Origin of the sequence: Enterobacter sp. AC1 (assembly GCF_050434705.1) — a bacterium.
GTDB classification, from domain to species: Bacteria; Pseudomonadota; Gammaproteobacteria; order Enterobacterales; family Enterobacteriaceae; genus Enterobacter; species Enterobacter cloacae_L.
The window spans coordinates 92,194-116,819 of sequence record NZ_JBNDIZ010000011.1; the positions used below are offsets into that span (position 1 = coordinate 92,194).

Sequence of the window (24,626 nt, forward strand, 5' to 3'; positions counted from 1 at the left end):
CGAAATTTCTACATTCTTTCGTTAAGCTAAGAAAAACAATAAATTACCATATAAATCAATTTGATAATTAACATCGATTGACAGTTGTGTTCAATGGTAAATGAGCTAAATGGACATTTTATGGATCTTAATTCTTCTTGTTCAGCTCAAAACGTGGCTGTTTGGCTCCTACAAGCGAGTTGCAGCGATAAGAAGAGTATTGCATGTCTTCACTTACCGAGTACATGAGCATACGTATAGTTTGGTACGTAAAATGTCTACTTTCACGATGCTCTAACGTCTCCATAATCAAAAGATGCGCATGCCAATACGCAGTCAAGAATCCTTTTAAAGTATTCTCATTCGCTATTTTTGAACTCATATAAAACCAATTTCCCTCGTCTGATTTGTAAGATGCTTGATACAATTGACTATGGTTATATTCTTTAAATTGGTAGTGTTTATGTAATTCTTTGAATAAATTTTCTATTTGAAAAATATGATAGTATAAATCAGTATAATTGTTGGGCTCTTTAATTTTTAATTTCATGGCTAAATCAAGCCATAACTCCTCTGATTTTGCTACAAACGACTTGCAATATGAAAATTCGTTATTTGAAGTGGAAGCGTAAGGGAAACATTTTCTATATAAAGAATAGTGATTATCAAATTCTAATTTAAGCTCTGTATTTGGTAAGTAGAGTGTAAGAAAATCCATGTTTTGGAATACTTCAATTGTGTTTTTTCTATGCGCGTAAAAGGAATCTATTTTGTTTTTCTTTTCAGCCTCTTTTATCTGTTTGTCTGTTTGTATGGTTCTGTGTATGTTATTAACAACAACGCCAAATGGTAAAGAAAGAGAAAGCAAAGCTAGTGGTAGCTTACTTATATTTAAAAAATTATTAAATCCATCGGAATCTAATTGTAATGAATGCGATGACCAAGATATTATACCAAACGAAAAGAATGATATAAGCGGTAATGCTATTGCCGCCGTAAAAAGGGGTTGGTGTGTTATAGGTTCAGCATTCATTTTGAATGCATTAATTTTTACTAAATATATTAAGTAAATAAAAATAACTATCAAATACAATGCAATGATTAGTAAGTTACTTATTTCCATTTCAAACCTCAGTGGCTTGTTTTAAAAAGTTTAATGGGTTTTTGGTTACGGCATCTTCAAGATGTGTTGGGGCAAAATGCGCATATATCATCGTCATTTTTATATCCGAATGACCCAATATTTCTTTTAAAACAAGTATGTTCCCACCATTCATCATGAAATGGCTTGCAAAGGTATGGCGCAGAACATGCGTGCACTGCCCTTCAGGAAGTTCTATACTTGCTTTTTCTATAATCCTTTCAAACGTTTTTCTACATGGTGTAAATAGACGTCCACGTTTTTTAGGTATTTCATCATAGAGTTCTTTTGAGATTGGAACTGAGCGAACTTTTCCGCTTTTTGTATTTTTATAAGTTATGCGGTAAGGCGTAACCTGTACCCCTTCAAGATTTTCGGCCTCACTCCATCTTGCCCCTGTTGCTAGACAGATTTTCGTGATGATTAGAACACTAAGGCTATTAGACTCAGCTAAATGATCCAAAAGGACTTTGATCTCATGAGGGTAGAGAAACGAAACCATTTTTTCATCAACTTTGAATGTCGGGATTCCGGCTACTGGGTTTGGTAGAGACCAGTGCCCAAGTTTTTTCAAAGTGCCAAAAACGGCTGATAAGTTTCGCTGTTCATGATTTACAGTTTGCGGCTGGATTGGCATGCAACGCCCATTAATATCTGGTATCTCTCCTTTGAGCCTGCCTTCACGGTAGGCGCTGAAATCACTAGCAGTTATGTGTGATGCTATTGGATTACCCATACCAGCACAAATTCCCTTTAATTTAGACATCATTCGATCGGAATCAGATAGAGTTCGTCCATATAACGCAAACCATTGCTCTATAAGGTCTGACAGCCTCCTTGTATCTTCCTTTTCTCCTAGCCATGGTTTATCTGCAAGTTCATTTGTTATGAATTTCTCATAGGCTAAAGCTTCTCCTTTGGTTGCAAATTTTTTCCGTATGCGTTTCCCTTTTGCACCGTTCGGGCGCAAATCGCAGATCCATTCTCCTTCCTTAGTTTTTCTTACTGTCATTATTCATTAACCAAATATGTTGCAACCACTTTACCGACTAGCGTTACATCAGAAATATTGCAATCTACAGGATATTTTCCCCAATCAATTCGAAGCTTGTTACCTGGAAGCAGGGTTAATTCTTTAATACTTTTCGTACCTGAATACTCAATCAAATACTTACCATCAGTTGCTTGGTGAGAATAGATATCTACAAAGTAGGTTACATTATCATCTTTGATTATTTGTAGTTCTCCGGAGTAGTTCGGCAGCAGGGCTTTGTCGTAGATGAAGGATGCCTGTCGCATTAACTCATTGTTCGAAATTTTGTAGGCAGGGATTCTCAGGGTATCGCTGGCGAGATGGTCAAATGTAGCTCCCTCCCCAGTAGTTAACCAATAGATTGATGCTCCGGTTTCTAAAGCACATCTCAACACAAGGTCTGCTGGGAAGTTGTCCCGCATGATTCTTGTACCCAAAGCACTTGGGGACATTTCCAAGTATTGAGCCAATTGAAGCCTGGAAGTGAAACCGTACACCTCGCAGATCCTTGCAACAGCCTCTCTAGCGCCTGTTTTGATATTATATTTTTGCATCTTTGTAGTTCTTAATGGTTGACAAACTACAAACGGCTACATAGGATTCAAGGTGTTCGTTTGTAGTTCATGTCTGTGAATGATAGTAGTTCGTTGTTAACCACTGCCACCATCTGCAAATGGTGGTTACTTCAAAGTGAGATTTTGCCTTATGAAAACTACCTCCGCAACCTATACAGAGAACCGCTGGATACCTATTAAAACTTTCAGTGAACGTGTTGGTATCAAATTACGTACTGCGCGTTACTGGGTTCATTCGGGAAAAGTAAAAATCAAGCCGAAGGAAAAACCAAAAGAACACGTATATGTAGATTGGTACGCATGGAATGCAGACCGTTAGTAGTTCGTATTGTCCATTCATCATGATCATTCTGTATATGGAATGGGGTAGGAACAATGTTTGATTACCAAACTTCCAAACATGCACATTTTGATGCAGCTTGCCGAGCGTTTGCGCTGTCCCACAATCTGGAAGACGTAGCCGCTGCCGTTGGTATGCGTCCGCAGATCCTGCGCAATAAGTTGAACCCGGTTCAACCACATCGCCTGACCTGTGACGAGCTGCTGGCTATCACCGATTACACGGAAGATGCCCGTTTGCTGGATGGGATGCTGGGGCAGATTAACTGCCTTCCGTCAGTTCCGGTCAATAACGCCATTGAAGCCAACATGCAATTTTGCGCGTTGAGCGCCACTGCAAATGTGGGCGCGATCGCTGGGGAAGCTGTATCAACTGAACACATGACAGCAGCACGCCGCACACAAATTCTTGATCGTGCCCGTGATGCCATCCGTTCCCTTTCCGTTCTGGCTTACACCGTTGAAAGCCGCCTCCAGTCTGCGCCGGTTCTTGCTGCTGCCGTTGATATCGTGACTACCAGCGCCAGCGGCATGATGTGAGGGATAACCATGAAAGCTTTCGTTACCTACCTGAAAAAAGAATCTCCGGCCATGCAGCTGGCCAGCGGATCAACTGGTTGGCTTGAACTGCCAAACGGCCAACGCTGGAACCCTGGTCACCAGTACAAATTCAATGCCCGTTCGTCTCGTCGTCCATGGTGGTTTGGTTTGTTCAGGATTATCAGGGGGCGTCATGGCCATTAGCGAAAAGCAGCAGGAAATTGGCCTCAAATGGCTGGGCAACATCCGCCGTAAGTACTGGAGTGAGAAAAGCGACGCCGCCGAATGGTGGGACACCCAAAAATATTCATCACAGTAAAGATGGCCACTGTATGACTGGGCGGTGTTTTTGTTGGTAGACAGAAAACGCAGCTCTGCACCGTTGCTTAGGCGGATCGGGTTCCCGGTCAGCGTGATACCGAAATACTGTTCGGCAATGTTGACGATGTAAGACCTGAACACCTCCGCCTGGGCTTTGGACGCGGACAGGAAGATTTGCGGATCGCCCGTCATTACCGCGTTTTCGAACGCCTCAAACGCAAAGTACCAGGTTGCACCGATCTGGCGACTTTTCAGGATGTTCCTGACCAGCTGGCCAATGTTGTGGCGCAGGTGTTTCTGATATTCGAAAAGATGTTCGTCCGCCCAGGTGTCAAAATCCTCCTGGGTCAGAGACGAAATATCGTTTTTCTTGTACTTGCGTTTGCCGCGCGGTTCATCCTCGCTATCCCCTCGCGCAGCTGTCTGCCGTTCCCCCTGGCTGGAGGCCAGTTTTTCTTTATGCTTGTTGCTCTGGGCGCGCAGCTTTGTGGCGTGAGCAATAAGCAAATCCATTTCTTTTAAATCCAGGTCCGTTTTATTGTCGCGGGATGCTAACAACTGGTAACGGCGCTCAATTGCCTCCTCTGTGCTTTCGAAACTGAGCAGGTCAGCCCATTTATATTTCTCCGCCCAGTAGTAAACGATCCGCGCATTCGGCAGATTTAATTCTGATGCAATTTCTTTAGGCGTGTATCGGCGCAGGTAAAGTGCGCGGACAACGCCTCTTAATTCGTCTGAGTATTTAGCCATAGATTTAATTATGCCGTGGTGCTGATGAAAAAACGGCGGGGTTAATTCGGGGCTGTTCGGTAATGACTTATAACCGAACTGTTCAGAATAAAGCGTAATGCGGGGATGTGTTTAATTAGCAATAATCAAATCCACAGCACGGTAAACAGTAAATCGACTGAGGGGGAAATATGTGTCGCATTTAAAAACTGACTGGCTGTGTGTTGCCACCGAAGGGGATACGGTAGACGGAAGAGTCATTGAACGGCAATGGATTATCGATATGGGGGAAACCTATGACTTTAATCATTACGTAGCATTGCTCTGGCCTGAACACGATCATTCTGGAGCCAGTTTCGGGGAGGTGCTTGAAGCTACCTGGCGCGATGGTGATGATGGTCTTGCCCGTTTATATGTCAGCCTATGCCCGAACATACGTCTGCTGTATGCAAATGAAGAGGGGCAGTTACTGTTCTTTTCTATTGAGCCAGAAGAGGACTGGCGGGGGACTGGTCGTTTTTACCTTAAAGGGCTGGCAGTAACGAACCGTCCGGCCAGTGTTGGCACTACACGAATGCGTTTCAGTGAGCGCAGATTATCTAAACAAGGTTATTACCGTTGTGTATTGACCACAGAAGGCAAAATTAAGCAGGGAGAAAAAATGTCAAAGAAAAAATGGCAGTCGTATTTTGGTATTAAGCCGAAGTTTGAAGAAGAGTCCCCGTCAGAGGAAGCGCCGCAGGGAGACGATAAATTACAGGCTCTTGCAAATGCGGTGAATGAAATTGAAGGCCGCCTGGCCACGATTGAAAATACGCTACAGGAAATGCAGGGTGATGTTGATACCATTGCAGAAGTTGTAGACACGGAAGAGTTTGCAGAATTGCGTTCCAACGCAAAAGAAATCGTTAACCGCTTTAACGATCTGGGTAGTAAAGGCGGTCAGCGCAAGCAGCGTCAGGTTCCGTCCAAATCCGGGAAATTCAATTTCCTGTAATTTACATAAAAGCAAAAAAGTAAAAACAAGTTAAATAATCGCGTAAATGCGAGGGAGTTTTATGCACCTTAATAACCGTGGGCGGGATTTACTGGATAAATATACGGCTGGAATGGCGCAGCAGTTCGGCGCACGTGATACAGCAGAAGCTGAAAACGAAAGATGGCCAGCAGGGTAACGTGCTCACCCGTTCGTTTTTGATGGAGTACAACGGGGCACAGGCTGAAACCGGAATCAACACGCCAGCGGAAACCTGGCAGATTGACTTCACCGCCCGTATGGCCGCAATGGATGAACGTCAGCGCCTGGAAAATATAGACCTGTACGGCGCAGCGGCTTTCCTGGGTAATGGCTACCTTGTCGCAAAAAGTGGTTCGCAATATTTTGTGACGGCCGGGGCGGGATATGTGCGCGGCTTGCGCGCGCAGCTGGCTGCTAACCAGAACATTACGGTGGCAACCACACCCGTAAAAGTCTGGCTGGATGTTGCATGGACGGGAACGCTGACGAGTGCCTGGGGCGTGGCCAGCAAAATCACCGTGGCGGCTACACTGGCAGATTACGTTCAAAATGGTGTGCAGCACTATGTGTTTGCAGTGGCCAGTATTGATGCCAGCGGCAATATCACCGATTTGCGCCCGAAAGGCTCACTAAACGATCAGTCCGCCAGTGATGCGCTGAAAAAACATGAACAGTCACGCAATCACCCGGATGCAACAACGGCGGCCAAAGGGTTCACGCAGCTCAGCAGCGCCCTGGACAGCGTTTCAGAATCATTAGCAGCCACACCAAAAGCGGTAAAGGCTGCAAATGATAATGCAAACGGGCGCGTACCGTCAGGCCGTAAGATAAATGGACGGGCACTGAGTACAGATATCAACATCACGGCGCAGGATATTTTTAACGGTCAGGCTGTCGGGATTGGCGACGCTGCTGATCTGAATACCTATACGACACCCGGTTTGTATTATCAGCCCGCGAATGCCCAGGCACAAACTGGCAAAAATTATCCGGAGGCTGTTGCCGGGTCTTTAGAGGTTTATAAACACGCGGGAATTACGCAGGTTTACCGTGTTTACAACAATTCGCGGTCATATATTCGCACGATGTACAGCGGGGCGTGGTCAGGGTGGGCTAAACAGTATGACACGTTAAACAAACCGTCTCCGGCTGATATTAATGCCGTGAATAAAAGCGGTGACACCATGACCGGGACATTAAAAGTTAATGCCGAAGTCCAGGCGGCGTCCGCAAATGGGTTCCGCATTGCATATGGTGATTACGGTACGTTCTGGCGTAATGACGGCAGTAACCTTTATTTGATGCTGACTAATAAAGGGGATGCTTACGGAGCCTATAACGCCTTGCGGCCATTACGTGTAAGTCTTGAAACTGGTGCGCTGCAATCAGAAACGCCGTTGACTGTAGGTAACACGATTTATGCCTCAAAAGAAATTACGGCGGGTTACAGCGGTATATTTGGCTGGGCTAATCAGTATTCTACGAAAGCCCCATTTTTTAATTCATATTCGACAACCGGAGCGAGTGAATACCATCCGGTGATTAAACAGCAGGCGACCATTACCGGGAAAAACGCATGGGCTTTTTCGATGGGTTCCCTCGTGGCTGACAATGTGCTTTCGTGGCACTTACATATGAAGGGGAGCGCCAACGGTGATGTTAACTATAAATGGGATGTTAACGGCAACTTTAGCGCTCCAGGGCAAATTACTCCGGGAAATTATTCAAACTTCGATGGACGCTATTACACCAAAACCCAGTCCGATGCCGGGTACATGCCGAAAACGGGCGCATACACAAAAGCCGAAAGTGACGGGCGTTTCCAGCCAAAAGGGAGTTATACCCCGGCAGGACAGGCTTACACCAAAGCAGAGTCTGACGGACGTTTCCAGCCTAAAGGCAGTTACACCCCCGCAGGTCAGGCATATACCAAAGCGGAGTCAGACGGACGCTACCCGCTAAAAACCGCTACGGTGATCGGGGTCAGGGTGAGCGCCAGAGGGAGCATTGGATCAACTGGCGGAGCTAGCGATGTTGATTCCCCGGTTGGCAGTTTTATCACTGGCCGAACGGGCAGTAATGGGGACGTGCGTTATTCGGTGTGGTACACCCGCGCCTTACAAATAAACGTAAACGGCACCTGGAAAACAATCACGGCATAAAGGGAATTTATGATTATCAAAAAATTTCGTCTGGCTGGTACTGAAGTCATTGAAGGTTTCAGTATTGCGAATTTGGTTTCTGAAGATGGTAAAGACTGGTATGAGTCACAGGCTTTATTTAATGCGGATAAATTAAAGTTTGAGTTTGATGAAAACGGGGTGATTACACGGTTTTCTTACGATGTTTCTATGCTGTGGCCAGTAGATAAATCTGTAGCCGAAATCGGAAAGAAATATGTGCCGGAAGGGCTTAATGAGAATGGTGAATGGATGTTCGACGGGAAAAAAATCATTCCTGTCCCCGTTGATTATGTCGCCCAGGCTGAATTTAGAAAACAGAATTTAATGAGTGCCGCAACGGCCATTATTGCCCCGCTGGAAGATGCTTCCGTTCTGGGGATTGCCACTGAAGAGGAATCCATTTTTTTAACAAAGTGGCAAAAGTATAGGGTGCTGCTTAACCGTGTAGATACCAGCAAAGCGCCGGAAATTGAGTGGCCAGAGGTGCCTGACAATGTGGCGTGAAGCGCGAATTGCTTTCAGTGATTCAGTAGGGGCGCTGAATTGTTCCGTTATCCCGGTGCATCCCTGGGTGTACGGAGTTGGTCAGCAGACAGAAAACGGCGCGTATCTCAGCCCGGTAAACGCGATCAACTACCTGGCTGACAAGCTGGCCGGAACGGGCGGGGCGGCGGATATCGTGATCATGATGGTTTCTGGCCAGACGCATGACAGCTTTATGGCCAGCCTGAACAAACTTGTGGATGTATTCCCCAGCCCGGCATTTACCCAGGTGCGGAGGCTGGCGCAGTCAGCCGCGCAGCTGGCTGCGGAAAAGATGCAAATTCCGGCGAAATACAGTCAGAGTTTGCCCGCGGCGATCCCGCTTTCTGTGCCTACAAGCCGCACTGCTCTGGCGGCCGCAGCGGTGAAGAAAGCCCAGCAGGAGGCCGCAGCCGTCGCGGATTTGACGGGCGTAAAAAAGCTGATGGGGGATTTTAAACAGCAGCGCGAAAGCCTGATTTCTGGCATTGCCAGCGGATTAGCGGATTTGCAGGGAAAAAGCGCCAGGGCATGGGTGTTTACTGCCAGCGGCGATCTGCCGTCCACGCTTCTGGAGCTGGTAAAAGGGATTCCACTTCAGTCCTCTGTGTACACCGCCGCCATGATGCTGGTTGGCGACAATCTCGACGGCATAAAAGGAATGATACATGACCTCGAACCCGACACTGGCGCTTAACGGTGAAGCCATTCTGCTGAAGAACATGCGCGTGACCGTATCGCAGCAATTCCAGGACAAAGACCAGTCCGGCCAGACGAGTGCAACCACGAAATCCGAGCAGGGCATCAAAGGCAAGGAGCTGCGCGTGTCCGGCGAAATTCCGTATAAAAATCCGGAGATCCTGCGCCGTATCTTTGAGCTGGCCAGCGCGACGGAGGCCAGCGGCCAGCGCCAGAAATACCGCGTTGCACATGAGGCGGCGCGGGCGGTGAATTTCCGTGAGGCGATTTTTACCGGAACACTGGACGCGCCGCCGCAGGACGGGCGCATGTCCTGGCTGGTTACGTTCACCCTGACCGAACATGTCAGCGTGCAGGAAAAACGCGAGGCCAGGGCAAGCGGCAAAACCAAAGCCGTGAAGCAAACGGCGGGAAGCAGCGGAGGCCAGAACGGTGGCCAGGCCGCTGGCGAGGATGAAGAAAAACTGACGTGGTTTGAAAGCAACGTACTCAAGCCCGTAAATGACGCACTGGCATAAACATGAAACCGATTAAACGTTTATATCTTTCAACGGATGAAATTCACCTGGCTGATGCCAGCCTGGTGCTGGAGCTGAACAGCTGCGGCCGGGGGTTTATTACGGCCGGAACAACGCAGGACTATACGGGGAAGCTGGTGCGTCTCGATGTGGGTTACACCGATCTGGTGTTGCGCTGGTTTACCGGGTACGTGGAACGCTCGCAACCTGCTGAAAACGGCTTTCAGCGACTCTTTGTTCGTGAGCTGGTCGGCGTATTTGAACGCCTCTGGCCATGTTCGTTTCAGCACCCCACACTGCGTGATGTGGCCAGCTGGCTTACAGAGCATAGCGGCCTGACCTTCAGCGTGCCGGATGCAGATTATTCAGACCGTCCGATCCCACATTTCACCCACAGCGGGACGGGGTATCAGCTGCTGGATAATCTCGGAAAGGCTTTCGGCATTACGGATTACGTCTGGTATCAGCTGCCGGACGGCGCGGTATATGTTGGCGGTGCGGAAAAAGCCCTGTTTGCTGGTCGCTCGATTGAGATCCCGCATGAATTTAATCAGGGGGCGGCCGGGGGGAATTCAATGACGCTTCCCCTGGTGCAGAGTCTGCGGCCCGGCGTGGAGCTGAACGGGGAACGGGTGACAAAAGTCCACCTGCAAAATGACACGATGGCTGTCACCTGGACACCCCGCAACCGTGCGACGGGTAAGCCACTGCAAAAAACACCCGTTCAGCGCCAGATTGAAAGCCATTATCCGGAGCTGGCATCCGGGATGCATTTGCCAAAGTTTGGCCGTGTGATGAATCCCGTTGAGGCAGTGAAAAGCGGCAATTTCTCCGATCCGTTCCGTCCCCGCTATGCGGTTGACGTGCAGCTGCTGGACGCGGACGGCAACCCGGAAAAAGACACGCCTGTTTATTCGGCCGTTCCGCTACCGGTTCCTATGGCGGGTAATGATTCGGGGATGTTCCAGTTTCCGCCTGAAGGAACGCTGGTCGAAATCGCTTTTACTGGCGGACGGCCGGATAAGCCTTTTGTGCGGCAGACCGTGCCGGACGGAACCAGCCTCCCGGATATCCAGCCTGGCGAACAGCTGCAACAGCAGCGCGCGGAAGTGTCGCAGCGCGTCACCCAGGCGGGGGACTGGGTGAGGCAGACAGACCAGACGATCAGTGAAACCTCAATGGCGCGGGTGGTTAAGGCCGATACAGAACAGCGCGAGCTGGTTAGCAGAGAAACGACAGTTAAGGCCACGGATAAAATTACCGTGCTGGGCACATCCACATTGCTGGCCGGAGCCATTCAGCAGGTGTGTACGGGGGATTACAGCCAGGCGGTCAATAACCGCGTGGCGAGTATCGGCGGAAATGATGAAACAGACATAGCCGGGAACCAGACAGTCACAACGGGTAAAGACCTGATCGAGAAAATTGGCAAGATACGTAAAAGCGTGGCGGCCGTGCAACAGCAGATTATTGCCCCGGTGGTGTGGATTGGCTCTGGAACTATCAACGTGGCACAGCTGATGCTGGACACGCTCGACGTGGTTAAGGAGCTGGCAGAGCAAACGGCAAGCCACACGCACAGCAATACAGGGACACCGACCAACGCGGGAGCCATCCGGAACACCGGAACGAAAGCGGACACGCTGAACGGCAAATACTCCCCGGTGATTGGCAAGTAAACCTGTCCAGAACATAACCCGCGAAAGCGGGTTTTTTTATGCCCTTCATCCCCAGGCGGGGATATCTCTTTTCTTACCTCTTAAGCGGCTATCGCTACGCGCTGTCAGCTGCGCTCTGGCGCGTTCAGCCTTTTCGCACACTCAGAGCCACCCTTAAAACAGATCGTGTCCACAGCGGGGCGCTGGCGCGTCACAGCACGGCCAAAAAAATCTTTCGCAGACCAAAATCGCACTACACCGCACCCGCCTGCGGTTTTTGGATCATAAAAATTTTTCAGTTTTAGTTTTCTTCAAACCGCGCCGCCAGAACGCGCCAGTGCTGGCGGCCTTGCGGAAAACCAGAACTGAAAAGATTGAAAAGAATTTCAGTGTTTTTCAGTTTTATTGATCTCACTGTATACTGAAGATGCTTGTATATCATTGAAAGTTAATGGTTTACGTGATTTTACATGAGTAAGTTATACTATCTGACCTTGCTTTGCTATTATGTAGGTACCACATAAGAGGTTGAACACGTTACTTAATTGTTACTGTGCTTACCATGTTAGAACTGAAATCCAATGAACATGCTTGTGGTTTTTTGATTCGATGTGTATAAAGTACGTCCAAGGTTGTAAACCAGAAGATGAGCCAACTTAAGAGGTATGAACTATGAAAAAAATCTATCGTGAAGAAGATTGGGGTGTTTTCAGCTCTAAATAAATAGTTACTCATTTTATAGATTCTCGGAGGTGGGCTTATGCCCACCTCTTTTGCGTATGGACTAAGCGAAATGGATCACGAGATTCTGGATGTTGTCCTTAGAACTCTGAAGAGACTATGGAAGGACAATCCAACCTTCTACAGCACTATCATTGCCGCACTAATAGCAGCAGCGATTGCCATCATTAGCATAAGAACGCAGCGGCAGACATCCCGCGAGAAAAACTCTCTGGATTTCGAATCATCATACAAGCGTAGTGATAAGGTTGAGAGTGCTTGGCAGACAATGCTGAATATTCTTAAGCTCAGAAAAATAATCCCGCTAGAAATGTGGGGGCGTGATGAGGTTCGGCAAACAAAAGAAGCCCGTGCTTTGATGACAGTTTTTAACGAATGGGAAAGATGCGCGAATGCAATCCGGAACGGATTGTACGATGAGCTGTTTTTGTACAAAGTTTTTGGATCTACAGTGATCTTTCTGGCTAAGGAATTTGAGCCATATCTAGCTGCACGACGCAGTGTTAATATAAAATTTTATAGTAATTTCTGTTGGTTAGCTGAAAATTGGATGATAAGGCGAGAGCGTGAACAGGGAAATGGTGCCATGCCATTACCGTACAATATGCCCTTTACTCCTACTTTGGCCATAGCTACGCCTACGCCCACTGAGGCTAAAAGTACGAAAGTAGTTGTGACCATAAAATTTAAATAGAGACTCAGTATGCGAAGAATACTCAACAAAACTTGTCTTGGCGGCACTGTTTCAAGTTTTGTTGCAGCAATTCTTTACTATTGAGCTATGTGGGTACGAAGTGGGCTTTAAATAAAAGAAGGGGTTACGTTAAAACGTAACCCCTTCTTTTATTTAATATGGCTGGCGACGGTTGATGAGTTAGCATCCGAAATTTCAACGTCTACAAAACCATCTATTAATGCCCGCTTTAATCCTGAGGAACGTAGAGGTCGAAAGAATCGAACTAGGATTTTCGATGCAATGCCATTGTTGTAGCCTTCCATAGTAGATGAGCTTTCTCTGTCGCCACTTTGCCGCCACTGGCAAGTAATGTACAGGGTAACTCATTGATATTGAGAGGGTAAAATAGCAGGCAACAAAAAAACCATATAAGTATCTGCCGAAGATTGGCACGCCGCTATCAAATTCTACGAGCCATGCTACAAGCAGTGCGGCGAAGCATACAAGACATACAAGACGGTACAGCTTGTACTGGTTGACGCGATCGAACACTCCAACAGTTCGGGCAATACGCTCTGCCGGAAGTCTAAAATTTATTTAGCTAAATGATTGAGCCGAAAAATTAATGAATCGGCTCACCTTCATCAGTCAGAGTGAGAATTATCTTTGACGGCATCTGCATTTGAAAATGTGCTTCAAAAAAACTGTGATACCCAGGTAAAAAAGAAAGGGTAGGCTGCCCGTTGGCTGACTGAACATTGAAGCAGCAATTGTAATCTAAGCGAGCTTGAAGGAAATCACGCTTGTTAATTGGGTATGGTTGTTGGGGGTTGGGGCTGGAAAGAAAGTAGGCCAATACAGCTTTGCAGCCCTTCTTTTCTGACTCGATAAAATGCATTGAATTATTGTGAGTTTTTTCCATTTCAATCTCTTTAAGTGCCACGGATATCCTGCTATCGATTTCGTAGATAAAGTAATTGTTTGGAAGGTCACTTTTGGGGATTATCCAACGTTTAGATGTTAAATAATGAATTCCATCAGCTCTCACATAATAACTCTCTTGTTTTCGATTTAATGAGTGCAAAACCAACCGACTAGCCTGATCAAGTTGAGGATAAACAGTTTTGAACTCATTCATAAACGCTTGATCTTCAAATTGTCGTGCCAGTTCTTGGCGCTTAACCATGCTTTTTTTATTTTTCCAAGTTACCGCTGCTGTGAAGCATTTATGAGCTAAATTTAAGCACCAACTAATCATGGCTAAAATCACTACGCCCATGCATGCTCCGAGCACCATAGCTAGTAAAAGGCATAACTCAGATGTGAAATCGCTAGCAGCTTTCGTTGGCTGAGGTAGGCGACCCTGCAAATATGGGAAGAAAATCATCATAGAGATGATAGCACCCATAATCATAAAGCTGACTCTTACTGCCATCTTTGATGATGTCAGTAGGTTGGCAAGCTTGATCAAGAAATCGGCCGGAAGCATTCCCTATCCCTCGCAACATTAGTGAATATGAGTGGACGCAAAGTGGACAATAGACATTAAAAAGGGGTTACGCTTTCACGTAACCCCTTGTTTTATTTGGTGGAGCTGGCGGGAGTTGAACCCGCGTCCGAAATTTCTACATCCTCGGTACTACATGCTTAGTTTGTCTTTACATTCGCACGCCAGCTGCGGACAGACACGCCACTAACGAACTAGCCTGATTAGTTTTAACGCTTCAACCCCAGGCAGGGCTTCCACGCGATCTCTTTTGGGTTTGACCTCTCTTTGATCCCCGTCTTAAGAGCGGAAGCTAGGGAGAGAGGGCTCAGAGCAGGTTATTAAGCTGCTAAAGCGTAGTTTTCGTCGTTTGCGACTATTTTTTTGCGGCTTTTAACGAGGCAAACCGCCCCTCGGCATGCACCTTGGGTTTCGCAAATCCCGTCGAATCCAGAATCAGCCCCAATAGTGTTGAACTGAGTATACCAGATTTCACTTCCTGGATACCAGCCCGGAACCTAACTTATTGAATAGTACAATAAGTGTGCAGAATCAACGTCCTGCGTTTTTCATAATGCGCGCTTTGTCCAGCTGCCACTCGCGCTCTTTCAGGTCAGTACGTTTGTCGTGCTGTTTTTTACCCTTCGCGACGCCAACTTTCACTTTGCACCAGGCGTTTTTCCAGTACAGCGACAGGGCGACCACGGTGAAACCTTCACGGTTAATGCGTCCGTAGAGGGATTCCAGCTCACGCTTGTTCAGCAGCAGCTTGCGGGTGCGCGTTGGGTCACACACGTAGTGTGAAGAGGCGACGGTCAGCGGCGTAAAGTTCGCGCCGAACAGAAAGGCTTCGCCATCTTTCAGGATCACGTAACTATCGCCGATGTTGGCTTTCCCGGCGCGCAGCGATTTTACTTCCCAGCCCTGCAACGCAAGGCCAGCTTCGAATTCTTCTTCAATGAAATACTCGTGGCGAGCACGCTTGTTGAGCGCAATGGTCGCCGAGCCTGGTTTATGTGCTTTTTTCTTCGTCATAAGTGTCGTAAAGCCGTCGGTAATCTGATTTCAAAAAGTCACCTCATTGCGTCCTGTGAGGTCTAACGCGCTATCTTAGCACGAGATGAGGCTTAGCGTTTTTTTAACAGGTGATAAATGTTATTATTTGTCCGTTGTGTGACCATGGGAAATGCTATGCCTCAGATTAGCCGTACTGCGCTTGTGCCTTACAGCGCGGAACAAATGTATCAGTTAGTGAACGATGTTCAGTCTTATCCAGAATTTATTCCGGGATGCACCGGGAGCCGCGTTCTGGAGTCCGGCCCGACGCAGATGACCGCGGCGGTGGATGTCTCCAAAGCGGGGATCAGCAAGACGTTCACCACCCGCAATACGCTGACCAGCAATCAGAGTATTTTGATGCATCTGGTGGATGGTCCGTTTAAAACCCTGATGGGGGGCTGGAAGTTTACGCCGCTGAGCGCAGACGCCTGTCGCATTGAGTTCCAGCTGGACTTTGAATTCACCAATAAGCTGATTGAGCTGGCGTTTGGGCGCATCTTTAAAGAGCTGGCCTCGAACATGGTTCAGGCGTTCACCACCCGCGCCAAAGAGGTTTACAGTGTCGCATAAGATAGCTGTAGAAGTGGTGTATGCGTTGCCGGAGAAGCAGTACCTGCAGCGTGTAACGCTGGAAGAGGGCGCGACCGTTGAGGCGGCTATCCGTGCTTCCGGTATCCTTGAGCTCCGAAGCGATATTGACCTGGCGAAAAATAAGGTCGGGATTTACAGCCGTCCGGTGAAGCTGGGTGATGTGCTGAAAGAGGGCGACCGGGTGGAGATTTATCGTCCGCTGATTGCTGACCCGAAAGAGCTGCGTCGCCAGCGTGCAGAGAAATCTGGTAAGTAGCGGTTTCTTTCCCCTCACCCTGACCCTCTCCCCAAAGGGGCGAGGGGATCAACACAAAACAAAAAAGGTGCTCAATGAGCACCTTTTTGCATTCCTGGCGCCTGATTATTTGGTCAGGGCAGGCTTGTTGTCGATGTTGGTCAACACACCGGCGCTGCTGAAGGTCAGCGTCAGGGTCTGCTGGGTCGCATCTTCATGGCCCGGCTTCTGACGGAATACATAGAACCAGGTGTTAGTGCCGAACGGATCGGACATCATCGGGGTTCCCAGTGCATAAGCGACCTGCTGTTGTGTCATCCCCACACGGATTTTGGACACATCGTTAGGGGTAAGGTAGTTCCCCTGGTTGATGTCAGGACGGTAAACCACTTTCTCCAGAGTGGAACAGCCTGCGGTCAACATCAGAAGAACCGCTGCGGCAGCGGTCAGCATTTTACAACGCATAGTGATTTGATTCCTTTTCGGGCCCGAGCAGAACGCGGCTCATATGTAATATGCCGATGATAATAGACCTTGCCCCACTTTGAAACCGGTCTGGCGGCGTTTTTGTTGTTCTGTATGACCCTGAGATCCCGAAAAAGTTTATGCCGCCAGCAGTTCTTTCGCGTTCGCGAGTGTATTACGCGTGACTTCGCTGCCGCCGAGCAGGCGTGCCAGCTCCTGTAGACGCGCGCGTTTATCCAGCGGCTTCATGTGCGTTTCGGTCATTTCACCGTCGGTTTCTTTGCTGACGATAAAGTGATGATGGCCACAGCCCGCGACCTGCGGCAGGTGGGTTACACACATTACCTGCGTTGATTCGCCTAGCTGGCGCAGCAGTTTACCTACCACCGCCGCCGTTGGTCCGCTGATCCCCACATCCACTTCATCGAAAATCAGCGCCGGGGTTTCCATTTTACGCGCGGTAATCACCTGAATCGCCAGCGCAATGCGCGACAGCTCACCGCCGGATGCCACTTTAGAAATCGCCTGAAGTGGCTGACCCGGGTTGGTGGTGACGCGGAATTCTATGCGGTCTGCACCTTCTGCCGTGAGGTGGTTTTCTTCAAAGCGAACATCAATAGTGAATACGCCGTGCGGCATCGCCAGCGTATGCATGCTGTCGGTGATGTGCTGGCTTAACTCCAGGGCGTAATGCTGACGGATTTCATGCAGCTTTTGCGCTGTCGCCAGCGCCTGTTCATGGTGCAGGTTCACCGCCAGAGAGAGGGTTTCCAGCGAGTCAGCCTGATCGTCAAGCTGCTGCTGTTCTTCCAGCAGAGACTGATAGTAGCCCGGCAGCTCTTCCGGCGTAACGTGGTGCTTGCGCGCCAGCGAAATCTGACGGGAGATGCGCTGTTCCAGCTCAAACAGACGGTTTGGGTCGAGATCGAGACGTTCGCAGTAGTGGCGCAGCTCGTCGCCGGCTTCGGAGATCTGAATGGCCGCTTCTTCCAGCATATCCAGAACGCCAGAGAGTTTGCTGTCCATGCCGACCAGCTCGGTAATCAGCTGACGAACGTTATACAGCTGGCTCTGGAGGTTCACGTCTTCGCCATCCGCCAGCAGGTTGAGCGCATTCTGGCTGGTTGAGAGCAGGTGGCCGCTGTTCGCCAGGCGTTTGTACTCTTCGTCGATTTGCTCAAACTCACCCGCCTGCGGGTTAAATTCGTTCAGCTCTTTAAGCTGGTATTCCAGCAGCTCCGCGCGTGCGGCGCGCTCCTGGCTCTGCTGCTGGTGCTGGGCGAGCTCGCGGCAGCTTTGATGCCACTGGCGATAGTGCTCCGCCATAAGCTGAGTAAGCGCATACTCACCCGCATAACCATCAAGCAGCGCTTTCTGCTGTTCTGGTTTGACGAGTTGCTGATGAGCATGCTGACCGTGGATCTGAATAAGCAGCTGGCCGAGTTCGCGCAGCTGGGAGAGCGGGACCGCCGTGCCGTTGATGAAGCCACGTGAACGACCGTCGCTGCTGATCACGCGGCGAAGTAAACACTCACGTCCATCTTCGAGCTGGTTCTGTTCCAGCCAGCGCTGGGCTGCAGGGGTGTCTTTCAGGGAGAAGCGGGCGCACAGGTCGGCACGGTTTGCGCCCATGCGCACCATATCGCCCTCTGCACGGCCGCCAAGGCACAAGCCGAGGGCATCAATGGCAATGGATTTACCTGCACCGGTTTCCCCGGTGATCGCCGTCATGCCGCTGTGGAAATCGATCTCAAGCTCACGAACAATGGCAAAGTTGCTGATGGTCAGTTGTGCCAGCATAATTGTTTTCCTGTATGAAAAACCATAACTGTGTTTTCATGCAGTATAAACTGGTTTTATATACAGTAAAGTCCTGGATGCAAAATCAGAACAATTTTTTTGACCAGCCAAGCTTCGAGCTTAATGTGTTGAAATAGCTGTAATCTTTCGGGTGAATAAGGTTCAGATGGTAATCACACCGGCGAATCAGGACATCTTCACCTTCCTGGATCGGCAGCGCTATCTGGCTGTCGCAGCTGATCTCCAGGTCGTTACGGCGGTGCGAGAACCGCAGGCGTATCGTACTGTCGCCGTTGATGACCAGCGGGCGGGCAGAGAGCGTGTGCGGGAACATCGGCACCAGGGTAATGGCGTCCAGAGAAGGCGTCAGGATCGGGCCGCCGGCCGAAAGCGAGTAGGCGGTTGAGCCGGTTGGAGTGGAGATAATCAGCCCGTCAGAACGCTGGGAGAAGGCAAAGATTTCGTCGATATAGACTTCGAACTCGATCATGTGCGCCACTTTACCGGGGTGAAGCACCACCTCGTTGATCGCGGTGCTGATGCGTTTCTGGCAGTCCTGCTGGCACACCTGCGCTTCCAGTAAAAAGCGTTTTTCACTGATATAGTGACCTTCCAGCACGTCGGCCAGCTGCTGCTGCGCATTGTCCGGGTCGAGGTCGGTTAAAAAGCCGAGGTTGCCACGGTTGATGCCGATGACCTTGATGTCATAGCGCGCCAGCGTGCGGGCCGCGCCGAGCATGTTGCCGTCGCCGCCCACCACCACGGCGAGGTCGGCCTGTTGGCCTATTTCCGCCAGCGTGCCGGTTTTGACGCTCTTCAGCTGCAGCTCCTGCGCAATCTGCTGCTCAACCATCACTTCATAGCCTTTGCTACACAACCAGCGATACAACATTTCATGTGTCGTCAATGCGGTAGGATGACGCGGATGCCCGACGATCCCAATACACCTGAAATGATTATTCATTTTCTGGAGGTCCTTGTGCCTGATGAATGATGACAATCTGTCTTGTTCCCTTGAATCCCGGAAACTGATCCCCATAATAAGCGAAGTTAGCGAGATGAATGCAGAAAAACGCGGAGAAATTCATGAGTAGTAAAGAACAGAAAACGCCTGAGGGGCAAGCCCCTGAAGAAATTATCACGGAACAGCATGATGAAGTTGAGGCTGTAGAGCCAGACGCATCTGCTGAGCAGGTGGACCCGCGCGATGAAAAAATTGCGAATCTGGAAGCTCAACTGGTAGAAGCACAGAATCGCGAACGCGACGGTGTTCTGCGCATCAAGGCGGAAATGGAAAACCTGCGTCGTCGTACCGAGCAGGACGTTGAGAAGGCGCATAAATTTGCGCTGGAGAAGTTCGTCAACGAACTTCTGCCGGTGATTGATAGCCTCGATCGCGCGCTGGAAGTGGCTGACAAAGCAAATCCTGACAACGCGGCGATGATCGAAGGTATCGAACTGACGCTGAAGTCTATGCTCGACGTGGTGCGCAAGTTTGGCGTGGAAGTGATTGCCGATACCAACGTTCCGCTGGATCCAAACGTTCATCAGGCGATTGCGATGGTGGAGTCTGAAGAGGTGGAAGCCGGTAAAGTGCTGGGCGTGATGCAGAAAGGTTACACCCTGAACGGCCGTACCATTCGCGCTGCGATGGTGACCGTGGCGAAAGCGAAAGCGTAATTTGCCACATTCGTAGTACCGGGTGGCGGCGTTCGCCTCACCCGGTCTACAGCCTTACTCCGCGATACTTTCGCGCAGCGGTTTCACGGGCAGGACTTTAACCTGCTTAATCATATTGTCCTGCACGTCCAGGATATCAATATCGTACTGCTCAATGCGCACCCGCGTGCCCGCCGCCGGGATCTCTTCCAGCGCTTCCAGAATCATCCCGTTAATCGTGCGAGCCTCATCTTCCGGCAAATGCCAGTTAAACGCTTTGTTGAGTTCGCGAATGTTCGCGCTACCGTCAATCAGCACCGAACCGTCGTTTTGCGGGGTGACCTCTTCCGCGAGGGAAGGAGACATTGAGGTAGTAAAGTCCCCGACAATCTCTTCCAGAATATCTTCGACCGTCACCAGCCCCTGAATATCGCCGTACTCGTTAACCACCAGGCCGACTTTCTTCTTGTTGCGCTGGAATTTCACCAGCTGCGTGCTGAGCGGGGTGCCTTCCGGCACGTAGTAAATCTCGTCAGCGGCGCGCAGCATCACCTCTTTGGTGAACTCTTTTTTCTCGGTCATCAGACGGTACGCTTCGCGCACGCGCAGCATGCTGATGGCGTCATCCAGCGAGTCGCGGTACAGCACAATGCGCCCGTGCGGGGAGTGCGTCAGCTGGCGGACGATGGCTTTCCAGTCGTCATTGATGTCGATACCCACGATTTCGTTACGCGGCACCATGATGTCGTTCACGCTTACCTTTTCCAGATCCAGCACCGACAGGAGCATGTCCTGATTACGTCGGGAGATCTGGGAGCGGGATTCGTTCACGATGGTACGAAGCTCGTCTTTGCTGAGCGCGCTGCTGATGGTGACGTCGGCTTTGATTCCCACCATCCGCATCAGCAGGCGCGTCACCATGTTCAGCAACCAGACCAGCGGCATCATCAGGATCTGCAGCGGCGCCAGCAGGAAGCTGCTCGGGTAGGCGACCTTCTCAGGGTAAAGCGCAGCGATGGTTTTCGGCAGCACTTCGGCAAACACCAGCACCACGAACGTCAGCACGCCGGTGGCAATCGCGACCCCGGCATTGCCGTACAGGCGCATCCCGACGATGGTACCAAGGGCAGAGGCCAGTATGTTGACGAGGTTGTTGCCGATGAGCACCAGGCTTATCAGGCGATCCGGTTTGCGGAGCAGTTTTTCAACGCGACGTGCGGCACGGTTACCCTGTTTAGCACGATGACGTAACCGGTAGCGGTTTAAGGTCATCATGCCGGTTTCCGAGCCGGAGAAATAGGCGGAGATGACCACCATGACGATCAGCGTAACGATCAGCGTGGTGGTAGAGATGTGTTCCAGGGGGAACTCCTTTGTTTCTTAGCCAGCAAATTGCTGTATGAAGCGGCTGCCAAAATAGGCAAGGGTGAGAATGCCCGCACCCGCGACGTTGAACCAGACCACGCGGCGACCGCGCCAGCCTTCATGATAGTGGCCCCACAACAGGACAATATAGACAAACCACGCGATGATAGAGAGCACCGCTTTATCGATATTCTCCACGCTGAACAGGTTCTTCATGTAAAACAGGCCGGTGCAGAGCGTGAGCGTCAGCAGCACCACGCCCACCTGGGTGATGTGGAACATCTTACGCTCAATGACCATCAGCGGCGGCATCTCATGGTTAAACGCCAGCTTTTTGTTTTTCAACTGGTAGTCAATCCAGGCGAGCTGCATGGCGTAAAGCGCGGCGATGATCAGCGTCGCGTAGGCAAAGAGCGACAGGCCGATATGCACCAGCATCCCCGGGGTGGCCTCCAGATGCGTAATGAATTCATTGGGCATAAAGGTGGCTAAGGCCAGATTGATCAGCGCGAAGGCGTACACAATCGGCAGCAGCAGCCAGCCGCGATTTTTTGAGGCCACGATGGTCATCACCGTGCAGATCATCAGGCTGACCAGCGAGCCGACGTTGAGGACGCTCAGGTTTTGCACGCTGCCGTCGCCGGGGATGATGCGTGATTCCAGCGCAAACGCGTGGCTAATCAGTGCGATCACCGCGGAAAGAATAGCCATGCGCCGCCAGCCGCTGTTTTTTTGCAGCAGTCCGGGAACGATCAGCGCGAGGCTGACAGAGTAGGCAACAAGGGCGATCAGTGCGAAAACAGGCATATAGGCATCGACAGTTGTCTTAATAAGAAAGAGAAGCAGTATAACGTTACGTGACGCCTGCTCCAACCGTTGCATAACAACAAAGGCGCCTTCATGTTATACTCCGGCAAAATTCTGTGTATGTGTCGCTCATGGCGGCCCAACGTTTCTACCCAGGCGAGAGACAATGTTTGATAATTTAACCGATCGTTTGTCGCGCACGCTGCGCAACATCAGCGGCCGCGGACGCCTTACTGAAGAGAACATCAAGGAAACGCTGCGCGAAGTGCGCATGGCGCTGCTGGAAGCAGACGTGGCGTTGCCGGTTGTTCGTGATTTTATCAACCGCGTAAAAGAGAAGGCGGTTGGTCATGAAGTTAACAAGAGCCTGACCCCGGGTCAGGAGTTCGTCAAAATCGTTCGTAACGAACTGGTTTCGGCGATGGGCGAAGAGAACCAGGTGCTTAACCTGGCGGCTCAGCCTCCGGCCGTAGTGCTGATGGCTGGCCTGCAGGGTGCGGGTAAAACAACCAGCGTCGGTAAGCTGGGTAAATTCCTGCGTGAAAAGCACAAGAAGAAAGTGCTGGTGGTGTCTGCGGACGTCTATCGCCCGGCGGCGATCAAGCAGCTGGAAACCCTGGCCGAGCAGGTCGGCGTGGATTTCTTCCCGTCAGACGTGGCCCAGAAGCCTGTCGACATCGTTAACGCGGCGCTGAAAGAGGCGAAGCTGAAGTTCTACGACGTGCTGCTGGTGGATACCGCCGGTCGTCTGCACGTTGACGAAGCGATGATGGACGAGATCAAGCAGGTGCATGCCTCTATCAACCCGGTAGAGACCCTGTTCGTTGTTGACGCCATGACCGGTCAGGATGCGGCGAATACCGCGAAAGCGTTTAACGAAGCCCTGCCGTTAACCGGCGTGGTGCTGACCAAAGTGGACGGTGATGCCCGCGGCGGTGCGGCGCTCTCCATTCGTCACATCACCGGTAAGCCAATCAAATTCCTCGGCGTAGGCGAGAAAACTGAGGCGCTGGAGCCATTCCACCCGGATCGTATTGCTTCCCGTATCCTTGGGATGGGCGACGTGCTGTCGCTGATCGAAGATATTGAGAGCAAGGTTGACCGCGCACAGGCCGAGAAGCTGGCCAGCAAGCTGAAAAAAGGTGACGGTTTCGATCTCACCGACTTCCTTGAGCAGCTGCGCCAGATGAAAAACATGGGCGGCATGGCAAGCCTGATGGGCAAACTGCCGGGCATGGGCCAGATCCCTGACAACGTGAAAGCGCAAATGGATGACAAGGTGCTGGTGCGTATGGAGGCGATCATCAACTCGATGACCCTCAAAGAGCGCGCTAACCCGGACATCATCAAAGGCTCCCGTAAACGCCGTATCGCAGCCGGTTGCGGCATGCAGGTGCAGGACGTTAACCGCCTTCTGAAACAGTTCGACGACATGCAGCGCATGATGAAGAAAATGAAGAAAGGCGGCATGGCGAAGATGATGCGCGGCATGAAAGGCATGATGCCGCCAGGATTCCCTGGCAGATAAATCGTGTTTAATGCTCAGCATCAAGATGCTGATTGCATTTTCCCCAGAAATCAGTAAAATTTTCGGGCTTTTAATATGACACCCGGGCTCCGTTCCTCGATGGGGCCCGGTTGTTTTATTCACACAAGAGGATGTTATGGTAACTATTCGTTTAGCTCGTCACGGCGCTAAAAAGCGTCCGTTCTACCAGGTTGTTGTGACTGACAGCCGTAATGCACGCAACGGTCGCTTCATCGAGCGCGTTGGTTTCTTCAACCCACTGGCCGCTGGCGCAGAAGAAGAAACTCGTCTGGATCTGGATCGTATCGCTCACTGGGTTGGCCAGGGCGCTACTGTTTCCGATCGCGTTGCTACGCTGATCAAAGCAGCAAACAAAGCAGCTTAATCTGTCACGGTGGTCATGATGAGCAATAAAGCACCTGTTGAACCGATCGTATTGGGAAAAATGGGTTCTTGCTACGGTATCCGTGGTTGGCTCAGAGTGTTTTCCTCCACTGAAGACGCTGATAGCATTTTTAATTACCAGCCCTGGTTTATCCAGAAAGGCGGTAAGTGGGAAGAGGTCGAGCTGGAAAGCTGGCGTCACCACAATCAGGACATCATCATCAAGCTGAAAGGCGTTGACGATCGTGATGCCGCGAATGCCCTGACTAATTGTGAAATTGTCGTGGATTCGTCGCAGTTGCCACAGCTGGAAGAGGGCGACTACTACTGGAAAGACCTTATGGGTTGCCAGGTAGTCACTACCGAAGGCTACAGCCTGGGGAAAGTCATCGATATGATGGAAACCGGGTCAAATGACGTTCTCGTCATTAAGGCAAACCTGAAAGATGCATTTGGCATCAAGGAGCGGTTGGTTCCGTTCCTCGATGGACAGGTTATCAAGAAAGTCGATCTCGCTACTCAAACCATTGAAGTAGATTGGGATCCTGGTTTTTAAATTCTCCGGATAAACGGTA

Annotated in this window: 25 protein-coding genes, 1 other RNA gene and 1 pseudogene; 15 read left to right on the forward strand and 12 right to left on the reverse strand. The window is 50.1% G+C overall.

Annotation, left to right across the window (positions count from 1 at the left end):
• Positions 1–127 precede the first annotated feature (127 nt).
• The 3 genes from M2433_RS22140 to M2433_RS22150 are packed head-to-tail and all read right to left on the reverse strand — an operon-like array spanning position 128 to position 2,707.
• Positions 128–1,102, reverse strand: coding sequence for a hypothetical protein (locus M2433_RS22140; RefSeq protein ID WP_429057628.1), 975 nt, complete (start codon positions 1,100–1,102; stop codon positions 128–130).
• A gap of 1 nt (position 1,103) precedes the next feature.
• Positions 1,104–2,132, reverse strand: coding sequence for a phage integrase (locus M2433_RS22145; RefSeq protein WP_429057626.1), 1,029 nt, complete (start codon positions 2,130–2,132; stop codon positions 1,104–1,106).
• Positions 2,132–2,707 carry a phage repressor protein CI gene (locus M2433_RS22150; RefSeq protein WP_221694078.1) on the reverse strand — a complete coding sequence of 192 codons (576 nt, stop codon included), beginning with the start codon at positions 2,705–2,707 and terminating at the stop codon, positions 2,132–2,134. The genes M2433_RS22145 and M2433_RS22150 overlap by 1 nt, the downstream gene beginning before the upstream one ends.
• 396 nt (positions 2,708–3,103) lie before the next feature.
• Here M2433_RS22150 and M2433_RS22155 point away from each other — a divergent pair, with 396 nt between their 5' ends.
• Entirely contained in the window at positions 3,104–3,607 is a 504-nt protein-coding gene (locus M2433_RS22155; RefSeq protein WP_429057624.1) for a phage regulatory CII family protein, read from the forward strand.
• A gap of 9 nt (positions 3,608–3,616) precedes the next feature.
• Positions 3,617–3,811 (forward strand): phage filamentation protein Fil family protein, encoded by a 195-nt coding sequence (locus M2433_RS22160; protein ID WP_429057622.1) that lies wholly within the window; start codon positions 3,617–3,619, stop codon positions 3,809–3,811.
• An 86-nt stretch (positions 3,812–3,897) separates the two neighbouring features.
• On the opposite strand, the pseudogene M2433_RS22165 reads toward M2433_RS22160, so the two are convergent.
• Positions 3,898–4,678 (reverse strand): annotated as a pseudogene (locus tag M2433_RS22165) (terminase large subunit domain-containing protein); the annotation flags it as partial.
• Positions 4,679–4,850: 172 nt separating this feature from the next.
• On the opposite strand from M2433_RS22165, the gene M2433_RS22170 reads away from it, so the two are divergent.
• The 7 genes from M2433_RS22170 to M2433_RS22200 all read left to right on the forward strand — a co-directional run bounded on the left by M2433_RS22170 (position 4,851) and on the right by M2433_RS22200 (position 12,690).
• Complete coding sequence (locus tag M2433_RS22170; protein ID WP_044857488.1) at positions 4,851–5,654, forward strand: GPO family capsid scaffolding protein; 804 nt, start codon at positions 4,851–4,853, stop codon at positions 5,652–5,654.
• Between the two features lie 134 nt (positions 5,655–5,788).
• On the forward strand, positions 5,789–7,837 hold the full coding sequence (locus tag M2433_RS22175) for a tail fiber protein (protein WP_429057620.1): 2,049 nt from the start codon (positions 5,789–5,791) through the stop codon (positions 7,835–7,837).
• A gap of 9 nt (positions 7,838–7,846) precedes the next feature.
• Complete coding sequence (locus M2433_RS22180; protein WP_429057619.1) at positions 7,847–8,362, forward strand: tail fiber assembly protein; 516 nt, start codon at positions 7,847–7,849, stop codon at positions 8,360–8,362.
• Entirely contained in the window at positions 8,352–9,077 is a 726-nt protein-coding gene (locus tag M2433_RS22185; RefSeq protein WP_429057617.1) for a hypothetical protein, read from the forward strand. The genes M2433_RS22180 and M2433_RS22185 overlap by 11 nt, the downstream gene beginning before the upstream one ends.
• Entirely contained in the window at positions 9,049–9,597 is a 549-nt protein-coding gene (locus M2433_RS22190) for a protein phage (protein WP_039268780.1), read from the forward strand. The genes M2433_RS22185 and M2433_RS22190 overlap by 29 nt, the downstream gene beginning before the upstream one ends.
• Before the next feature lie 2 nt (positions 9,598–9,599).
• A complete protein-coding gene (locus M2433_RS22195; protein ID WP_429057616.1) occupies positions 9,600–11,276 on the forward strand; it encodes a hypothetical protein in 1,677 nt (558 codons plus the stop codon).
• A 739-nt stretch (positions 11,277–12,015) separates the two neighbouring features.
• Positions 12,016–12,690: a DUF4760 domain-containing protein gene (locus tag M2433_RS22200; RefSeq protein WP_429057614.1), complete on the forward strand. Its 675-nt coding sequence runs from the start codon at positions 12,016–12,018 to the stop codon at positions 12,688–12,690.
• Between the two features lie 604 nt (positions 12,691–13,294).
• On the opposite strand, the gene M2433_RS22205 is transcribed toward M2433_RS22200, so the two are convergent.
• From M2433_RS22205 to smpB, 3 genes are all read right to left on the reverse strand, one after another.
• Positions 13,295–14,161 (reverse strand): hypothetical protein, encoded by an 867-nt coding sequence (locus M2433_RS22205; protein WP_429057612.1) that lies wholly within the window; start codon positions 14,159–14,161, stop codon positions 13,295–13,297.
• Positions 14,162–14,258: 97 nt separating this feature from the next.
• Positions 14,259–14,622: a transfer-messenger RNA gene (gene ssrA, locus M2433_RS22210) on the reverse strand.
• Positions 14,623–14,710: 88 nt separating this feature from the next.
• On the reverse strand, positions 14,711–15,193 hold the full coding sequence (smpB, locus tag M2433_RS22215; protein ID WP_008502505.1) for an SsrA-binding protein SmpB: 483 nt from the start codon (positions 15,191–15,193) through the stop codon (positions 14,711–14,713).
• Positions 15,194–15,349: 156 nt separating this feature from the next.
• Between smpB and M2433_RS22220 the strand changes: the two genes are divergently transcribed.
• Both M2433_RS22220 and M2433_RS22225 read left to right on the forward strand, forming a co-directional pair.
• Entirely contained in the window at positions 15,350–15,787 is a 438-nt protein-coding gene (locus M2433_RS22220) for a type II toxin-antitoxin system RatA family toxin (RefSeq protein WP_024908332.1), read from the forward strand.
• On the forward strand, positions 15,777–16,064 hold the full coding sequence (locus M2433_RS22225) for an RnfH family protein (protein ID WP_025759268.1): 288 nt from the start codon (positions 15,777–15,779) through the stop codon (positions 16,062–16,064). The genes M2433_RS22220 and M2433_RS22225 overlap by 11 nt, the downstream gene beginning before the upstream one ends.
• Before the next feature lie 105 nt (positions 16,065–16,169).
• On the opposite strand, the gene bamE is transcribed toward M2433_RS22225, so the two are convergent.
• The 3 genes from bamE to nadK form a co-directional block, all read right to left on the reverse strand.
• Positions 16,170–16,508, reverse strand: coding sequence for an outer membrane protein assembly factor BamE (bamE, locus tag M2433_RS22230; protein ID WP_008502502.1), 339 nt, complete (start codon positions 16,506–16,508; stop codon positions 16,170–16,172).
• A gap of 138 nt (positions 16,509–16,646) precedes the next feature.
• Positions 16,647–18,308 (reverse strand): DNA repair protein RecN, encoded by a 1,662-nt coding sequence (gene recN, locus M2433_RS22235; RefSeq protein ID WP_047348138.1) that lies wholly within the window; start codon positions 18,306–18,308, stop codon positions 16,647–16,649.
• 85 nt (positions 18,309–18,393) lie between these two features.
• Positions 18,394–19,272: an NAD(+) kinase gene (gene nadK, locus M2433_RS22240; protein WP_008502500.1), complete on the reverse strand. Its 879-nt coding sequence runs from the start codon at positions 19,270–19,272 to the stop codon at positions 18,394–18,396.
• Positions 19,273–19,394: 122 nt separating this feature from the next.
• Here nadK and grpE point away from each other — a divergent pair, with 122 nt between their 5' ends.
• Entirely contained in the window at positions 19,395–19,988 is a 594-nt protein-coding gene (gene grpE / locus M2433_RS22245) for a nucleotide exchange factor GrpE (RefSeq protein ID WP_023333122.1), read from the forward strand.
• 54 nt (positions 19,989–20,042) lie between these two features.
• Here the strand turns inward: grpE and M2433_RS22250 are convergent, their stop codons facing one another.
• Positions 20,043–21,329 (reverse strand): HlyC/CorC family transporter, encoded by a 1,287-nt coding sequence (locus tag M2433_RS22250; RefSeq protein ID WP_047348141.1) that lies wholly within the window; start codon positions 21,327–21,329, stop codon positions 20,043–20,045.
• Positions 21,330–21,347: 18 nt separating this feature from the next.
• Positions 21,348–22,139 (reverse strand): cytochrome C assembly family protein, encoded by a 792-nt coding sequence (locus M2433_RS22255; RefSeq protein ID WP_047348200.1) that lies wholly within the window; start codon positions 22,137–22,139, stop codon positions 21,348–21,350.
• 166 nt (positions 22,140–22,305) lie between these two features.
• Between M2433_RS22255 and ffh the strand changes: the two genes are divergently transcribed.
• The 3 genes from ffh (at position 22,306) to rimM (ending at position 24,607) form a co-directional block, all read left to right on the forward strand.
• Positions 22,306–23,667 (forward strand): signal recognition particle protein, encoded by a 1,362-nt coding sequence (ffh, locus tag M2433_RS22260; protein WP_014884878.1) that lies wholly within the window; start codon positions 22,306–22,308, stop codon positions 23,665–23,667.
• A 136-nt stretch (positions 23,668–23,803) separates the two neighbouring features.
• A complete protein-coding gene (gene rpsP, locus M2433_RS22265; RefSeq protein ID WP_003863133.1) occupies positions 23,804–24,052 on the forward strand; it encodes a 30S ribosomal protein S16 in 249 nt (82 codons plus the stop codon).
• Between the two features lie 15 nt (positions 24,053–24,067).
• The gene (gene rimM, locus M2433_RS22270; RefSeq protein ID WP_047348142.1) at positions 24,068–24,607 is read left to right on the forward strand and encodes a ribosome maturation factor RimM; all 540 of its coding nucleotides are present in this window, start codon (positions 24,068–24,070) and stop codon (positions 24,605–24,607) included.
• The last annotated feature ends 19 nt before the right edge of the window (positions 24,608–24,626 follow it).

Bases quoted from the DNA above. Each gene is read 5' to 3' on its own strand.
- bamE (WP_008502502.1), bottom strand. From the start codon at position 16,508: ATGCGTTGTAAAATGCTGACCGCTGCCGCAGCGGTTCTTCTGATGTTG.
- M2433_RS22150 (WP_221694078.1), bottom strand. From the start codon at position 2,707: ATGCAAAAATATAATATCAAAACAGGCGCTAGAGAGGCTGTTGCAAGG.
- nadK (WP_008502500.1), bottom strand. From the start codon at position 19,272: ATGAATAATCATTTCAGGTGTATTGGGATCGTCGGGCATCCGCGTCAT.
- M2433_RS22140 (WP_429057628.1), bottom strand. From the start codon at position 1,102: ATGGAAATAAGTAACTTACTAATCATTGCATTGTATTTGATAGTTATT.
- M2433_RS22195 (WP_429057616.1), top strand. From the start codon at position 9,600: ATGAAACCGATTAAACGTTTATATCTTTCAACGGATGAAATTCACCTG.
- smpB (WP_008502505.1), bottom strand. From the start codon at position 15,193: ATGACGAAGAAAAAAGCACATAAACCAGGCTCGGCGACCATTGCGCTC.
- M2433_RS22180 (WP_429057619.1), top strand. From the start codon at position 7,847: ATGATTATCAAAAAATTTCGTCTGGCTGGTACTGAAGTCATTGAAGGT.
- M2433_RS22155 (WP_429057624.1), top strand. From the start codon at position 3,104: ATGTTTGATTACCAAACTTCCAAACATGCACATTTTGATGCAGCTTGC.
- grpE (WP_023333122.1), top strand. From the start codon at position 19,395: ATGAGTAGTAAAGAACAGAAAACGCCTGAGGGGCAAGCCCCTGAAGAA.
- M2433_RS22255 (WP_047348200.1), bottom strand. From the start codon at position 22,139: ATGCCTGTTTTCGCACTGATCGCCCTTGTTGCCTACTCTGTCAGCCTC.
- rimM (WP_047348142.1), top strand. From the start codon at position 24,068: ATGATGAGCAATAAAGCACCTGTTGAACCGATCGTATTGGGAAAAATG.
- M2433_RS22220 (WP_024908332.1), top strand. From the start codon at position 15,350: ATGCCTCAGATTAGCCGTACTGCGCTTGTGCCTTACAGCGCGGAACAA.
- rpsP (WP_003863133.1), top strand. From the start codon at position 23,804: ATGGTAACTATTCGTTTAGCTCGTCACGGCGCTAAAAAGCGTCCGTTC.
- M2433_RS22205 (WP_429057612.1), bottom strand. From the start codon at position 14,161: ATGCTTCCGGCCGATTTCTTGATCAAGCTTGCCAACCTACTGACATCA.
- M2433_RS22190 (WP_039268780.1), top strand. From the start codon at position 9,049: ATGACCTCGAACCCGACACTGGCGCTTAACGGTGAAGCCATTCTGCTG.
- M2433_RS22145 (WP_429057626.1), bottom strand. From the start codon at position 2,132: ATGACAGTAAGAAAAACTAAGGAAGGAGAATGGATCTGCGATTTGCGC.
- recN (WP_047348138.1), bottom strand. From the start codon at position 18,308: ATGCTGGCACAACTGACCATCAGCAACTTTGCCATTGTTCGTGAGCTT.
- M2433_RS22200 (WP_429057614.1), top strand. From the start codon at position 12,016: ATGCCCACCTCTTTTGCGTATGGACTAAGCGAAATGGATCACGAGATT.
- M2433_RS22160 (WP_429057622.1), top strand. From the start codon at position 3,617: ATGAAAGCTTTCGTTACCTACCTGAAAAAAGAATCTCCGGCCATGCAG.
- ffh (WP_014884878.1), top strand. From the start codon at position 22,306: ATGTTTGATAATTTAACCGATCGTTTGTCGCGCACGCTGCGCAACATC.
- M2433_RS22185 (WP_429057617.1), top strand. From the start codon at position 8,352: ATGTGGCGTGAAGCGCGAATTGCTTTCAGTGATTCAGTAGGGGCGCTG.